Genomic DNA, 13,798 nt, shown 5'->3' with positions numbered 1-13,798 from the left:
ATGCCCAAGGAGATTCTCGTCGCGTACGGCGTGGACGTCGATGCCGTCGCCGGCTGGCTGGGCTCGTACGGCGGGGAGGACTCGCCGTGCGACATCTCGCGCGGCCTGTTCGCCGGCGAGGTCGGCGTCCCGCGGCTGCTGCGCCTGTTCGAGAAGTACGACCTGCGGACCACCTGGTTCATCCCCGGCCACTCCATCGAGACCTTCCCCGACCAGACCCGCCAGGTCGTGGCCGGCGGTCACGAGATCGGCGTGCACGGCTACTCGCACGAGAACCCGATCGCGATGAGCAGGGAGCAGGAGAGCGCGATCCTCGACCACTGCATCGACCTGGTCGAGAAGTACTCCGGCAGCAGGCCGACCGGCTATGTCGCCCCGTGGTGGGAGTTCTCGCCCGTCACCAACGAGCTCCTGCTGGAGCGGGGCATCAAGTACGACCACTCGCTCATGCACAACGACTTCACGCCGTACTACGTCCGCGTCGGCGACTCCTGGACGAAGATCGACTACTCGCGCCCGGCGGCCGAGTGGATGAAGCCGCTGGAGCGCGGCCAGGAGACCGACCTGGTGGAGATCCCGGCCAACTGGTACCTCGACGACCTGCCGCCGATGATGTTCGTCAAGGCCAGCCCGAACAGCCACGGCTTCGTCAGCCCGCGCCACCTCGAAGAGATGTGGCGAGACCAGTTCGACTGGGTCTATCGCGAATCGGACTATGCGGTCTTCACCATGACCATCCACCCCGACGTCTCAGGCAGGCCGCAGAGCCTGCTCATGCACGAGCGGCTCATCGAGTACATCAGCGGCCACGAGGGCGTGCGCTGGGTGACCTTCGACGAGATCGCCGACGACTTCAAGGCCCGCTCACCCCGGTAGCGGCCGCGCGCCTGTCCATGCCGGTCCGGTGATGACGCATGCGCGAAACCCCCCACTCTCTTTCTCCGAAAGGGCATCTCCATGACAACCACCTCATCGGGCATCCCGGAATCGGGCACCCGGCCTTTCCCACGAGTCGGGGTGCGGCAGACGCGCAAGGCCACAGTGATCGCGCTGTTCGCGTGGATCTTCGCGGTCTACGACTACATCATGTTCGGGACGCTGCTGCCGGAGATCTCCGGCCAGTTCCAGTGGTCCCCGGCGCAGGCGTCACTGATCTCCACGCTGATCTCGGTGGGGACGGCGATCGTGGTCCTCGGAGTGGGACCGCTGGTCGACCGGCTGGGCCGCCGTAAGGGCATGATCATCACCGTGTCGGGCACGGCGCTGGCCTCGGCGGTCTCGGCCGCCACGATGAACGCCGCCTACCTGGTCGGCGTGCGCTCCATCGGCGGGCTCGGGCTCGCCGAGCAGTCGGTCAACGCGACGTACCTCAACGAGATCTACGCCGTCACCGAGGACGAGAAGATCAAGAAGCGCCGCGGCCTGATCTACAGCCTGGTCCAGGGCGGCTGGCCGCTCGGCACGCTGCTGGCCGCGGCCTTCATCGCGCTGTTCCTGCCGCTGGTCGGCTGGCGGGGCTGCTTCCTGCTGGCGACGTTCCCGGCGATCGTGATCGCGCTCCTGCGGCGCGGCCTGCGTGAGACGCCGCAGTTCGAGCTGCAGCAGAAGATGGACCGGATGCGCAAGGAGGGCCGTACGGAAGAGGCGGCCGTCCTCGCCCGCGAGTACGGCGTGTCCGAGGCCAAGTCGGCGCCGTTCCTGGAGATCTTCCGCGGGTCCGCGCTGCGTAACACGCTGGTCCTCGGGTTCGCCTGGTTCGTCAACTGGTTCGGCATCCAGGTGTTCAGCGTGCTCGGCACGACGGTGCTCACCCAGGGCAAGAACGTCAGCTTCACCAACTCCCTGCTGATGTTCATCGTGATCAACGCGGTCGCTTATGTGGGGTATGTCTTCCACGGCTGGGCCGGGGACCGGTTCGGGCGGCGCAACGTGATCGCGTTCGGCTGGATGGCCTCCGGCGTCATCTTCGCGCTCATGCTGCTGGTCGCCAGCGGCACCTTCGCCGTGGTCGTGCTGTACTCGCTGGGCATGTTCTTCCTGGTGGGGCCGTACTCGGCGATGCTGTTCTTCATGGGCGAGTGCTACGACACCCGCTGCCGCGCCACGGGGACCTCGTTCATCAACGCGATCAGCCAGCCGGGCGCCATCGCGGCCGGCGCGATCATCACCGCGATGCTGGTCGCGGGCTCGGACTGGAACCAGGGCGCGCTGCTGGTCGGCGCGCTGGGCACGTTCCTGTCGGGATTCGTGATGTTCGGCGCGCGGAAGGTGCCCGCGCTGTGACCCTTTCTGACACGGACGGGCAGGTCGCCGTCATCACCGGCGCCGCCAGCGGGATCGGCCGCGCGCTGGCCGTCTCGTACGCCGCCCACGGCGTCCGTACGGTCATTGGCACCTTCCCCGGCGACCCGCACGACCCCGCCGAGACCCTCCGTCAGGTGGAGCGGGCCGGTGGTGCCGGCGTGGTGCATGAGGTCGACGTACGGGATGCCGCGCAGGTGGAGGCGTTCGCCCAGCGCGCGCTCGACCAGTGGGGCCGCCTGGACATCGCGGTGGCCAACGCCGGCGTGCTGCGCCGGGCCCCGCTCGCGGAGCTCACCGACGCGGCCTGGGACGACATGCTGCAGGTCGACCTGACCGGCGTCCTGCGCACCCTGCGCTCGGCGGCCGCCCGGATCTCCGGTCCCGGCGCGCTGGTCGCGGTGTCCTCGATCGCGGGCGGCGTGTACGGCTGGGGCGAGCACGCGCACTACGCCGCCGCGAAGGCCGGAGTGCTCGGCCTGTGCCGCAGCCTCGCGGTGGAGCTCGCCCCCCGGCAGATCCGCGTCAACTCGGTCATCCCCGGCCTCATCGAAACCCCGCAGTCGTCCGACCCGGTGAACTCACTCGGCCCCGACGGCCTGGCCCGAGCCGGACAGGACATCCCGTGGGGCCGGGTGGGCCGGCCGGCGGAGGTCGCCTCCGTCATCCGGTTCCTCACCTCGGCCGACGCCGGCTACATCACCGGCCAGAACATCGTCGTGGACGGCGGGCTCACGGTCCGCATGCCCGCCTGAGGAGGACCCCATGCCCGCTCTGGAACACCGGACCGCGCTGATCACCGGTGGCGCGAGCGGCATCGGCCGCGCCATCGCCGAGGCGTACCTCCGTGAGGGCGTCCAGGTCGTCCTGGCGGACCTGGACGCCGAGCGCGCGGCCACCGACATCGGGGCGGCCGGGCACGTCGCTGTCGACGTCAGCGATCCCGGCTCCGTCGCCGGGGCCGTCTCCAGCGTCCTGGACCGGTTCGGCCCGATCGACGTCCTGGTCAACTCCGCCGGCATCCTCACCGAGGCGCCGCTGGTCGAGATGGACCCGAAGACGTGGGCGGAGACGATCGCGGTCGACCTCACCGGGGTCTTCCTGTGCTGCCGGTACGTCGTGCCGCAGATGGTCGAGCGGCGCTGGGGACGGGTGATCAACATCGCCTCCCAGCTCGGCATCAAGGGCGGCCGCTCGCTCAGCCACTACGCGGCGGCCAAGGCCGGGGTCATCGGGCTCACCAAGTCGCTCGCGCTCGAGGTCGCCGAGCACAATGTGCTGGTGAACGCGATCGCACCCGGTCCCATCGAGACTCCGATGGTGGCCGGGATCACCGAGGAATGGAAGGCCGCCAAGCGGGCGGAGCTGCCTCTGGGCCGGTTCGGCCGCCCGGAGGAGATCGCGCCGACGGCGGTCCTGCTCGCCAGCGACCCCGGCGGCAACCTGTACGTCGGCCAGACCCTGGGCCCCAACTCCGGCGACGTCATGCCGTGATCCGTGTGGCAAGCCTTCTGGAAAGAGCGAATGGCTGATGTGCGGTGCTTGCGGTGCTTGCGGTGAACGCGGGGACGCGGACTGGGCGCGGCCCTGGGTCACCGGGCCGGGCGCCCGTGCGGCGGTGGCTCGCGCGGTGACCAGGGTACGGCCGTCGCCAGGGGTGCGGGTCTCGCCTTCCGGCGGTGGCTGGCTCGTCGTCCGTCCCACCGGTGGCGCCGTGGTCTGCGCCACGCTCGGCGAACTGGTCGCGGCGGTACGCTCCGCGTCGTCGTCCTCCGCCACTGGCACCGGCTCCGGCGCCGCCTCCGGGCCGGATTTGGGCCGCTTCCTGGGCGGCGAGTTGGCCGGTGTGGCAGGTTCCGCGTCGTCCGGCTCCGCCACCGGGCCGGACCTGGGCCAGCCCTCGGGTGGCGAGATGGCCGGTGCGATGAATTCCGCGTCGTTCGGCTCGATCACCTGGCCCGACCCGGCGCATGCCTCGGGGCGGTTGTCGGTCCCGGCGGCGGACGGCCGTATGGGGATCGTCCTGCGCGTAGACCCCCTCGCGCCGCCAAGCCCCGCCCTTGGTGCTGCGGCGGTCGACGTAGTCGTGCCTGACCAAGCGGTCGACGCGGCGCTGCCGGACGCGGCGGCCGTCGTGCTGGTGCCGGACGAGGCGGCGGCGCTCGCCGTACTGGCCGAACTCGCGACGCCGGTGTGGCTGCGACGGCTCTATCTGGCGCGCGTCGAGGGAGTGAGCGCGCAGTGGGGCCGGCCGTTGGACGGCCCGTCCGTGCCGCCACCCCGATCCGCGGCGCTCGCCGCCGATGCGGTCGTCCGGCTCGAATGGGCGCGGCAGGCGGGCCGGTTCGACGACACGGCCTTCGCTCTGAGCTGCCCTCTCGACGACGACGCGGCGCTGCTGGACGTGGAGATCCGCGCCGGTCACGTGGTTCGCGCCCGTACGCAACCGTACGGACGCCTGGAGGTCAGCGGTTCAGGAGCGTACTGAGCCGGGGGGCGTACGTGGCGTGGAAGACCAGCGACGCGGCGCCGATCGCGGCGGCGTCGGCGGCGATGGGGGAGGTCTCGACCTGGACCGTGTGGAGGCGGCGGGCCAGGGGCCGGGTGGCCACGGCCGCCGCGACCACCTGCCGGTAGACGTCCGCGACCTCGTGCATCGCCGGGCCACCCAGCACCAGCAGGTCGATGTCGAGCATGTTGACGATGCTCACGGCGGCGTCCGCGAGCCGGGCCGCGACCTGGCCGATGACCGTACCGGCGAGGGGATCGCCGGCCGCGGCCGCCGCGCAGATCGCCGCGTGGTCGAGCCCTTCGGCGGTCAGCGTGCTCTCGGCGCCCTCGGCCAGCCGCGCCCGTACGGTCGCCTCGATCGCGCTCGGGCAGCAGACCGCCTCGACGCAGCCGCGGTTGCCGCAATAGCAGTCGGGGCCGTCCGGCGCCACCGTGATGTGGCCGAACTCCCCGGCGTTGAGGGAACGGCCGCGGTAGATCTGGTTGTCGAGGAACAGCCCGCCGCCGATGCCGGTCCCCAGATACAGGTAGGCGAAGCTCGGCGCGGCCCGTGCCACCCCGGCCCAGCGCTCGCCGATCGCCGCTGCCGTGGCGTCGTTGTCCGAGGTCACCGGGAAACCGGCGTGCTGCTCCAGCAGGCGTTTGATGGGTACGTGGTCCCATCCGGTCAGGCGCGGCGGGACGTTCATGATGCCCTCGGCGTCGAGCGGGCCGGGACAGGCCAGGCCGATGCCCAGCACCTTGCGGTCGGGTACGCCCGCTTCCCGCAGCACCCTGCGGGCGGTGCGGGCCATCTGGCGGATGACCGCGTCGGGCGCGAGACCGGGCCGTACGGCCGTGTGCAGCTTGGCGACCGGTTGCCCCGCCAGGTCGGCCAGCACGTACGAGATCTCGCCGGGGTCGAAGTGGATGCCGACGGCGTATCCGGCGGTCGGGTCCACCCGCAGGATCGTGCGCGGTTTGCCGCCCCGGGACGGGAGCGAGCCGTCCTCGATGACGAGCCCTTCCTCCAGGAGTCTGCGCACGATGACGGAGACGGTCTGGGCGGTGAGCCCGGCGCGCCCGGCGATCTGGACGCGGCTGATGCCGTCCGAGACCTGGATCGCCTCCAGGACCACGGCCCGATTGAAATGGCCTACTTTCGGGAGATTTGTCCCTTTCTGCATGTACGACTGCTCCCCGTGTTTTTGGGCTTCCATCGTTGACTTAATAAATCAAAAAGATTTACCGTCTCGTCAAGTCAGTTCTGTGGGCCGGTGAGAAGGAGTCCCATGAGACGAGCGATGGTGGCCTCGATCCTGACAATCGCGTTAGCCGCCACGGCCGGCGCATGTGGTGCGGACACGCCGCAGAAGAGCGCCAACGGGGCCAAGGAGATCGAGGTCCTCTACAAAGTGGAACCCTCCTGGCCGCACCTGGAGAAAATGCTCAAACAGGCCAAGACGCAGTACGAAGCCGCGCACAAGGGCGTGACGATCAAGCTGACCGCGGTCCAGGGCGGCAACGAGGTCTACTACACCAAGCTTGCCCTGCTGAACCGCTCGGCCGAGTCGGCTCCGGACGTGTACCTCCACGACACCTTCCAGGTCAACGCCGACGTCGCCGCCGGCAAGCTTGCCCCGCTCGACGACTACCTGAAGACCTGGCCCGACTGGGCCACCCAGTACCCCGACTCGGTCAAACAGGCCGCCAAGGGCCCCGACGACAAGATCTACGGTGTTCCGATCAGCACCGACACCCGAGGGCTCTGGTACAACAAGGACATCCTGACCAAGGCCGGCATCCAGCTGCCGTGGCAGCCCAAGACCTGGGCGGACGTGCTGACCGCGGCCCGCGCGATCAAGCAGAAGGTGCCCGGCGTCGTCCCCTTCAGCATCTACTCCACCAAGCCGCACGGCGAGGCCGCCACCATGCAGGGCTTCGAGATGCTGCTCTACGGCACCCCCGGCGGCACGCTCTACGACGACACCCAGAAGAAGTGGGTCTCCTCCGGCAAGGCGTTCACCGACTCGCTCGCCTTCATCAACACGATCTACCGCGAGGACCTCGGCCCGAAGAAGGCCGACGCGTTCAACCCCAAGCTGGGGGAGAAGATCGGGCTCGACTGGTTCCCCAACGGCAAGATCGGCATCGACCTCGACGGAGCCTGGATGTCGGGCAGCTGGCGGCCCACCAGCACCAAACCGTGGCCGCAGTGGGCCGAGAAGATGGGCTGGACCGCCATGCCGACCCAGAACGGCCAGGCGCCCGGCGCCGTCAGCATGTCGGGCGGCTGGGTCATGGCGATGAGCTCCTACGCCAAGGACAAGAAGGACGCGTGGGACTTCATCGCCACGGCGACCAACAAGGAGAACACGCTGGTGTACTCCGTCGGCACGGGTGACCTCGCTCCGCGCAAGGACGTGGCCGCCGACCCGAAGTACAGCGCTGACAACCCGAGCGTGAAGTTCTGGTCCGATCTGGCGTCGGTCACGCACTATCGCCCGGCGTACGAGGTCTATCCGAAGGTCTCGGCCGAGGTGCAGAAGGTCATGGAGGCGATGACGACCGGCTCCAAGACCCCGGAGGCGGCGGCCAAGGAGTACGCCGACGCGCTGCCCGGCGTCGTCGGCGGCCCGGACAAGGTGATCCCCGGCTCATGACCGTCACGTCCGTGACGCCGCCACGGCTGGCCGGCTCCCCTGACAAGGGGGAGCCGCGCCGGCGGGCCCGGCGCACCCTGCGCTGGCTGCTGCCGCTCGGGCCCGCCCTGATCATGTTCGTGATCTTCATGGTCGGGCCCATCCTGTGGAGCGTCTACATCGCCTTCACCAACGAGACACTGACCGGCGCCGCGTCGGTGAACTCGCAGTTCGTCGGCGTGGACAACTTCGTCAAGATGTTCAGCGACGAGGACTTCCGCAACTCCCTCCTGTTGACCTTCGTCTTCGTGATCGGCTCGGCCGTCATCGGGCAGAACACCCTCGGCCTGATCATCGCGCTGCTCCAGCGGGGCCGGGGACGAGTGGTCAGGAGCGTGGTCAACGGCATCGTCATCGCGGCCTGGGTGGTGCCCGAGGTGGTCGCGGCGGCGTGCTGGTACTCCTTCCTGGCCGAGGAGGGCACGCTCAACGAAGCGCTCTCCGCCCTCGGTTTCTCCCAGGACTGGCTCTACAGCGCGCCCATGATCGCGATCATCCTGGCCAACGTGTGGCGCGGCACCGCGTTCTCCATGCTGGTCTACTCCGCCGCGCTGTCGGACGTACCGGGAGAACTGCTGGAGGCGGCGGCGGTGGACGGGGCGAGCACCTGGCGGCGCCTGGTGCACATCACCCTGCCGCTGATCCGCCGCTCCATCCTGTCGAACCTCATGCTGATCACGCTGCAGACCCTGGCCAGCTTCGGCCTGATCTACGCCCTCACCGGCGGCGGTCCTGGCACGGACAGCCAGACCACCCCGCTCTACATGTACGAGCAGGCGTTCCGCTACTTCGAGATCGGCTACGGCAGCGCGATGGCCCTGGTGATGCTGGTCATCGGCGCCGCGTTCTCCCTCGTGTACCTGCGACTGATCAAGGTGGACACCTGATGACGCGCCTGGCCGCCCGTGGCGCGGCACTCATCTCGCTCGCGGTGATCGCGCTGGCCTTCCTCGGGCCGTTCCTGTGGGTGATCCTCGCCTCGCTGCAGCCCGACGCCAACCTCGCCGCGCAGCCGACCTTCCAGTTCTCGCTCAAGAACTTCAGCGCGGTGCTGACCTGGGAGACCATCTACCACCCGATCATCAACTCGATCCTCATCTCCGGCAGCACGGCGATCCTCACCGTGATCGTCGCCGGGCTCGCCGCCTACCCCCTGTCGCGTTACACCCTGCGTTTCAAGCGGCATTTCATGCTGACGCTGCTTTTCACAACCGGCCTGCCGGTCACGGCGATCATGGTGCCGGTCTACTCGATGTTCTTCCGGTTCAACCTGTACGGGTCGATCCCGGCCATGGTGCTGTTCCTGGCCGCCAGCTCGCTGCCGTTCTCCATCTGGATGATGAAGAATTTCATGGACGGCGTGCCGGTGAGCCTGGAGGAGTCGGCCTGGGTCGACGGGGCCGGCTGGGTGCAGTCGCTGCTCAGGATCGTCGGGCCGCTGATGGCGCCCGGGGTGGCCGTCGTGGCCATCTTCGTCTTCGTCGGCCAGTGGGGGAACTTCTTCGCCCCGTTCGTCCTCCTCGACACGCCGGAGAAGCAGCCGGCGGCGGTGACCATCTACACCTTCTTCTCCCAGTACGGCCAGGTCGCCTATGGTGAGCTGGCCGCGTTCTCGATCATCTACACGACCCCGGCCGTGGTCCTCTACGTCGCCGTGAACAAGTACCTGGCCGGTTCCTTCAGCTTCGCCGGATCAGTGAAGGGCTGAGCGGCGTTCCCAGTACGCGGAGACGACCCGGGTGTGCAGCGGGAAGGCCAGCTCCCGCGGCTCGCCCATCACCGACCACTCCATGGTCTCGGCCGTCGGCACCATCGGCGGCAAGGCGGCCGAGACGGTCGGCGGCGCCAGGCCGAACACCAGCAGGGTGCCGTCAGGAGCGCTGTGAGCGTCGAACAGCCGCACGCGGTCCGCGTCGACGACGACGGCCGTCTCCTCGTACAGCTCCCTGGCGGCGGCCTGCTGCCAGCTCTCGCCCACGTCGATGAAGCCGCCGGGCAGAGCGAGCTCACCCCGGTGCGGCTCGATACCACGCCGGACCACCAGCAGACCGTCGTCCACCGGCAGCAACAGCACCGCGACGGGCAGCGGGTTGAGGTAGACGGTGTTGCCACAGCCGGCGCAGGCCCGCGGCCACGTCTGGTCGGGTGCGAACGCCTTGCCACAGAAGGAGCAGTGCGAGTTCTTGATCGCCATGGGGTGAGACTATGACGGTCCGTCGTGGCCGGGGTCCTCTTCGGGACTAGCGATGCCGGTCGAGGGCCTTGACTACCAGCTTGGCCGTACGGTCGGCGGTGGTGAAGCCCGGCTGCCGACCCGTGTGGTAGATGATCACCCAGGCGTTCGACAGGCGGAAGGAGATCTGGGTCCGGTAGATCGTGCCCACGACGGATTCGCCCCTGGTGAAGCTGTACGCCTCGTCGCCCACGTCCGGGCCCTTGCGGACCTTGGTCCCCGGATAGCGTTTCGGCTCCTCCTTCATGGTCTTGACCTCCTGCTTCTGGGTCAGGCGCGCGACCGAGGCGTCCTGCAGGCGGTTCGCCGTGACGCTCACGAACGCGCCGTTGTCGGGCCTGGTCCACATGCAGGCGCTGGCGGTCTGGAACTGGCGCTTCACCGCGCCGCCGAGCAGCGAGCGCGCCTGGGCGTTGGTCAGCAGGCCGCACGCCTCGAAGTCGCGCCCGAACAGCGCCTGGGCGGCCCCCGTCGAGCGGGACGTCGGGGCCGGGGTGGAGGTGTCGCCGATCGTCTCGCTGAAGGTGGCGGTGAAGTTCGGCAGGACCCGCACCAAGACCACCACCCCTGCGGCCAGGGCCAGCACGACCGCCAGCCCGGCGCCCAGGAGGATGAGGGGCAGGCGGCTGCGCCTGGGCACAGCGCCCGCCTGGGTCCGCTCGCGGTGCAGGGCCGGGTCGGTGCCGGCCGTCCTGGACGAGGGTCCCGTATTGAACGCGGGTCCTGTCCTGAACGCGGGTCCAACGGGCGCCGGGCCCACCTCCGACGGGGGCTGCACGGTGCCCTGGGCGATGGCGTTCAGCCAGTCGGCCGCCTGGCCGGGGGCGCAGCGCCGTACCGGATCCTTCTCCAGAATCGCCGCGAGTACGGGGCCGAGCGGGCCGGCCAGACGGGCCGGGGCGGGCTCCTGCATCAGGACGGCCGCCATCACGGCGGCCTGGTTGGCGCGGGCGAACGGCGGCCCGCCCTCCACCGCCGTGAACAGCGTGGCACCGAGCGACCACAGGTCGGCGAGCGGGCCATCGGTCTCGCCGCGCAGGCGCTCTGGGGCGATGTAGCCGGGCGAGCCGGTGAGCAGGCCGGTCTGAGTGAGCGCGGCGTCCCCCGCGACGGTCGCGATCCCGAAGTCGGTCAGCAGCACCCGCCCGTCGTCGGTGAGCATGACGTTGGCGGGTTTGACGTCCCGGTGCAGTACGCCCGACGCGTGCGCGGCACCGAGCGCGCCGAGCATCTGGAGGCCGATCCAGGCCACCTGGCGCGGGGCCAGCGGGCCGTTGGTGCGTACGGTCTGGTCGAGGGAGCGTCCGCGGACCAGCTCCATGACGATCCACGGCCGGCCGCCGTCGAGGACGACGTCGTGCACGGTGACGATCGACGGGTGGGAGCGCAGCCGCGCCGCGGCCCGCGCCTCGCGTAACGTGCGTTCGGCCAGCTCAGTACGTGCCGCCTCGTCGAGGTCCGGAGGCAGCCGGACCTCCTTGACGGCCACTTCCTGCCGCAGCAGTTCGTCCATCGCCCGCCAGACGGTGCCCATGCCGCCCTGGCCGAGCTGCGACAGCAGCCGGTAGCGGCCCGCGAGCAGCGTCACCTGACCGCCGCGCTTCGCGCACGTCCTGCCGTGTTCTCGGTCCCGGGGCTGCCCACTGCTTCCTCCGCTATCGGGGTCTATGCGGACAGAAGTGATATTAGGGGTCTGCGCTGCCGAGTGGGCGCCGATCGGTGCTCTCCCCCAAAGGGCCTCCGCTTCGCTCCGGACGTTCTCCCAGGCGGGCTGACGCCCGCCCCCTGGAGGACCTCGCTACGCTCGGACCGCCTTCCAAGAACGCTCCGCCCGGTCGGCTGTCGACGACGGGTGAAACTGACCCCGTGGAGATGATCATTCGAATCCGCCGGGATCTGTTCGTCGGGATGTGGGGCATGATCCGCGCTCTGGGGGCGGTGCCCAAGACACTGGTGTGGGACAACGAGGGCGCGATCGGGCAGTGGAGGGGTGGCAGGCCGTAGCTGACGGCCGAGGCGCATGCCTTCCGCGGCACACTGGGGGTGCGCATCCGCTAGTTCAAGCCCGCCGATCCGGAGGCCAAGGGACTGGTCGAGCGGGCCAACGGCTATCTGGAAACCTCGTTTCTGCCTGGCCGGGCCTTTACCGGCCCGTGCGACTTCAACGCCCAGCTGGCCCAGTGGCTGGGTCGGGCCAACAGTCGTCATCATCGGCGCCTCGCTGCGGGTGCCGCCGTGGGCGCACCTGACGGGGCTTGGTCGAGTGCGTGACGGCGGACGCCGCGGATCAGCAGGTAGCCGATCATCCAGAACTCCCCTACGGTCGCGGGGACGGTGAGAGCGTCTACGATGCCCTGTGCGTCGGGGACGAGGTATCCGACGAACGCGCTGAGCAGGTAGCCGATGCCGCCGCCGATGAGAATCCAGCCGAGCGGGCGGGGCATCCAGCCCGAGCGGAGCACACACAAGCCCATGGGGATGAGCCACAGGCCGAAGAACACTGCTCCCACGCCCCACAGGTTGCCGCTGACCAGGTACAGGACCTGTACGACGGCCGCCGCGTCGCCGATCGGGGCGAGCGCGACCTGGACCGCTGTGGCGAGCAGCGCCGCGCTGGAGAGAACCACGACCGCGTTGACGAGGCCGAAGGCGGCGATACCGCTGGCCGCAAGCGGGTGCGCGGTGCGGAACAGGCGGTAGAACCACGCCACTGTGAGGGCTTTGGTGACGACGATGAGCAGCTCTAAGGCGACCCCGGCGCGGGCGAGCGATTCGTGGTCAACCAGGTGGGCGAGCGTCGCACCGGGGTCGCCGGCCGCGAAGAGCCGCGGCCGGATGAGCAGGAAGCCCAGTGCGCCGGTGACGGCGAGGCCGAGGTAGAGCAGCCCGGTCATGCGGGCGGTGCGGATCAGCGCGTGCATGGTGGCTCTCCTTGAGGGCTGTGCCGGCGCGGCGGCCGCGAGAGATCGACTGTGTACCTTACCTCGTAAGGTAACTTACGATGTAAGACGCCGACAAGGGGGTGGAAGACCGATGGCAGCGAAGGCATTCCGCGAGCCGCTCAGCCGCGAGCGCGTGCTGGCGGCGGCGGTCGTCCTGGCGGATGCGGAGGGGATCAAGGCGCTGACGATGCGCCGCCTCGCCGTCGAGGCCATGTCGCTCTAGCCTTCCAAGAACGCTTCGCTCGGTCGGCTGGTTGGAGCGGACCATGGCGGGGCAGTCCCGATCAATGTGGAGACGTACGCGACTTAGCGGAAAAGTCGCAGAACCCTCTCGGCCTGGCGCTCCAGGGTGCCTATCGGGTTATGAGGTGTCGCCGGCCCATCGGGGCCGAGCTGGAGAAACCAGCCCAACGCGATCAGGCGGCGAAAGTCCCGCACCCGCTCGGCTTCCCCCGGGGCCAGGTCGATGTGGGCCAGCAGTTGCTCGGCGTCCAGGGCGCCGTCGATGCGGGAGATGTGCTCGGTTACCTCGCCAAGTTCGAAGGCGCGATCGCTGCGGCCGGAGTCTTCCCAGTCGATAAGCCGCACGCGTCGATCGTGTCCGTCCCACAGCAGGTTCGCGTGGTTGCCATCCGCCAGCCCGAGGACGGGCGGATGGGGGTTCGTCACAAGCTGGTCTGGGTCGCTGGATGCCAGCCAGGCGGATCCCGCTTGGAGGGCGTGCCGCACAAGGGGGTCCGCGCCGAGGTCGGGTCGCTTGTCGGCCCAGACGCGGGTTTTGTTCAGAGCCGCGGCGGGTCTCCAGAGGGCGGGGGCGACTCCTTCCACCACCCGAGTGGGGATTGCCTGGTGCAATCGGTTCATAGCGGTGGCCAGCGTGCTGACCTGCTCGTCGGTGGCATGCTCGCCGCGCAGGACACCGCCGGGGAGCCTGGTCATCACGATCATGGGTGGGTGAGCGTCTAGAGCGGCTTCCACAGGCATGGGTGCGAGGTCAGGCGCGTGTTCGGCGAGCAGTGTGAGTGCTGCCCACTCCCGGTGGGGCTCTCCTCGTCCCCATGATGTGTAGCGCTTGATCACGACGTCGTCGCTGAATTCGAGGTTGTGAGTGCATCGGCCAGCCGTCATGT

The 13,798-nt window shown here is 69.5% G+C and carries 15 protein-coding genes; 10 read left to right on the top strand and 5 right to left on the bottom strand.

The window, feature by feature from the left end:
* The 5 genes from ACQP2T_RS43865 to ACQP2T_RS43845 all read left to right on the top strand — a co-directional run bounded on the left by ACQP2T_RS43865 (position 1) and on the right by ACQP2T_RS43845 (position 4,789).
* On the top strand, positions 1–876 hold the full coding sequence (locus tag ACQP2T_RS43865) for a polysaccharide deacetylase family protein (protein ID WP_433510763.1): 876 nt from the start codon (positions 1–3) through the stop codon (positions 874–876).
* 81 nt (positions 877–957) lie between these two features.
* The gene (locus ACQP2T_RS43860) at positions 958–2,283 is read left to right on the top strand and encodes an MFS transporter (protein WP_433510762.1); all 1,326 of its coding nucleotides are present in this window, start codon (positions 958–960) and stop codon (positions 2,281–2,283) included.
* A complete protein-coding gene (locus tag ACQP2T_RS43855; RefSeq protein WP_433510761.1) occupies positions 2,280–3,056 on the top strand; it encodes an SDR family NAD(P)-dependent oxidoreductase in 777 nt (258 codons plus the stop codon). Before ACQP2T_RS43860 ends, ACQP2T_RS43855 begins: the two co-directional genes overlap by 4 nt.
* Positions 3,057–3,066: 10 nt before the next feature.
* A complete protein-coding gene (locus ACQP2T_RS43850; RefSeq protein ID WP_433510760.1) occupies positions 3,067–3,795 on the top strand; it encodes an SDR family NAD(P)-dependent oxidoreductase in 729 nt (242 codons plus the stop codon).
* A 136-nt stretch (positions 3,796–3,931) separates the two neighbouring features.
* Positions 3,932–4,789: a hypothetical protein gene (locus ACQP2T_RS43845; protein ID WP_433510759.1), complete on the top strand. Its 858-nt coding sequence runs from the start codon at positions 3,932–3,934 to the stop codon at positions 4,787–4,789.
* Here ACQP2T_RS43845 and ACQP2T_RS43840 read toward each other — a convergent pair.
* Positions 4,767–5,930 carry an ROK family transcriptional regulator gene (locus ACQP2T_RS43840; protein ID WP_433510758.1) on the bottom strand — a complete coding sequence of 388 codons (1,164 nt, stop codon included), beginning with the start codon at positions 5,928–5,930 and terminating at the stop codon, positions 4,767–4,769. The two genes, ACQP2T_RS43845 and ACQP2T_RS43840, sit on opposite strands and share 23 nt — an antisense overlap.
* 153 nt (positions 5,931–6,083) lie before the next feature.
* On the opposite strand from ACQP2T_RS43840, the gene ACQP2T_RS43835 reads away from it, so the two are divergent.
* From ACQP2T_RS43835 to ACQP2T_RS43825, 3 genes are read left to right on the top strand one after another with little or no spacing between them, the layout of a single operon-like run.
* Positions 6,084–7,454 (top strand): extracellular solute-binding protein, encoded by a 1,371-nt coding sequence (locus tag ACQP2T_RS43835; RefSeq protein ID WP_433510757.1) that lies wholly within the window; start codon positions 6,084–6,086, stop codon positions 7,452–7,454.
* Positions 7,451–8,380 carry a carbohydrate ABC transporter permease gene (locus tag ACQP2T_RS43830; RefSeq protein WP_433510756.1) on the top strand — a complete coding sequence of 310 codons (930 nt, stop codon included), beginning with the start codon at positions 7,451–7,453 and terminating at the stop codon, positions 8,378–8,380. Before ACQP2T_RS43835 ends, ACQP2T_RS43830 begins: the two co-directional genes overlap by 4 nt.
* Positions 8,380–9,201, top strand: a complete 822-nt coding sequence (locus ACQP2T_RS43825; protein WP_363991203.1) for a carbohydrate ABC transporter permease — start codon at positions 8,380–8,382, stop codon at positions 9,199–9,201. The genes ACQP2T_RS43830 and ACQP2T_RS43825 overlap by 1 nt, the downstream gene beginning before the upstream one ends.
* On the opposite strand, the gene ACQP2T_RS43820 is transcribed toward ACQP2T_RS43825, so the two are convergent.
* Positions 9,187–9,687 (bottom strand): NUDIX domain-containing protein, encoded by a 501-nt coding sequence (locus tag ACQP2T_RS43820; protein WP_433510755.1) that lies wholly within the window; start codon positions 9,685–9,687, stop codon positions 9,187–9,189. The two genes, ACQP2T_RS43825 and ACQP2T_RS43820, sit on opposite strands and share 15 nt — an antisense overlap.
* A 46-nt stretch (positions 9,688–9,733) precedes the next feature.
* On the bottom strand, positions 9,734–11,314 hold the full coding sequence (locus ACQP2T_RS43815) for a serine/threonine-protein kinase (protein ID WP_433510754.1): 1,581 nt from the start codon (positions 11,312–11,314) through the stop codon (positions 9,734–9,736).
* A gap of 284 nt (positions 11,315–11,598) precedes the next feature.
* On the opposite strand from ACQP2T_RS43815, the gene ACQP2T_RS43810 reads away from it, so the two are divergent.
* Positions 11,599–11,730 carry a hypothetical protein gene (locus ACQP2T_RS43810; protein WP_433510753.1) on the top strand — a complete coding sequence of 44 codons (132 nt, stop codon included), beginning with the start codon at positions 11,599–11,601 and terminating at the stop codon, positions 11,728–11,730.
* Positions 11,731–11,933: 203 nt separating this feature from the next.
* Here the strand turns inward: ACQP2T_RS43810 and ACQP2T_RS43805 are convergent, their stop codons facing one another.
* Positions 11,934–12,647 carry a DUF4386 domain-containing protein gene (locus ACQP2T_RS43805; RefSeq protein WP_433510752.1) on the bottom strand — a complete coding sequence of 238 codons (714 nt, stop codon included), beginning with the start codon at positions 12,645–12,647 and terminating at the stop codon, positions 11,934–11,936.
* A gap of 112 nt (positions 12,648–12,759) precedes the next feature.
* Here ACQP2T_RS43805 and ACQP2T_RS43800 point away from each other — a divergent pair, with 112 nt between their 5' ends.
* On the top strand, positions 12,760–12,891 hold the full coding sequence (locus ACQP2T_RS43800) for a hypothetical protein (RefSeq protein ID WP_433510751.1): 132 nt from the start codon (positions 12,760–12,762) through the stop codon (positions 12,889–12,891).
* A gap of 83 nt (positions 12,892–12,974) precedes the next feature.
* Here ACQP2T_RS43800 and ACQP2T_RS43795 read toward each other — a convergent pair whose 3' ends face one another.
* Positions 12,975–13,796, bottom strand: a complete 822-nt coding sequence (locus ACQP2T_RS43795; protein ID WP_433519910.1) for an aminoglycoside phosphotransferase family protein — start codon at positions 13,794–13,796, stop codon at positions 12,975–12,977.
* Positions 13,797–13,798 lie beyond the last annotated feature (2 nt).

This window comes from Nonomuraea sp. CA-143628 (genome assembly GCF_050942315.1).
In the GTDB taxonomy this organism is placed as follows: Bacteria; Actinomycetota; Actinomycetes; order Streptosporangiales; family Streptosporangiaceae; genus Nonomuraea.
Note: the sequence above shows the minus strand (reverse complement) of the source record. Positions and strands in the feature narration are given on the sequence as shown.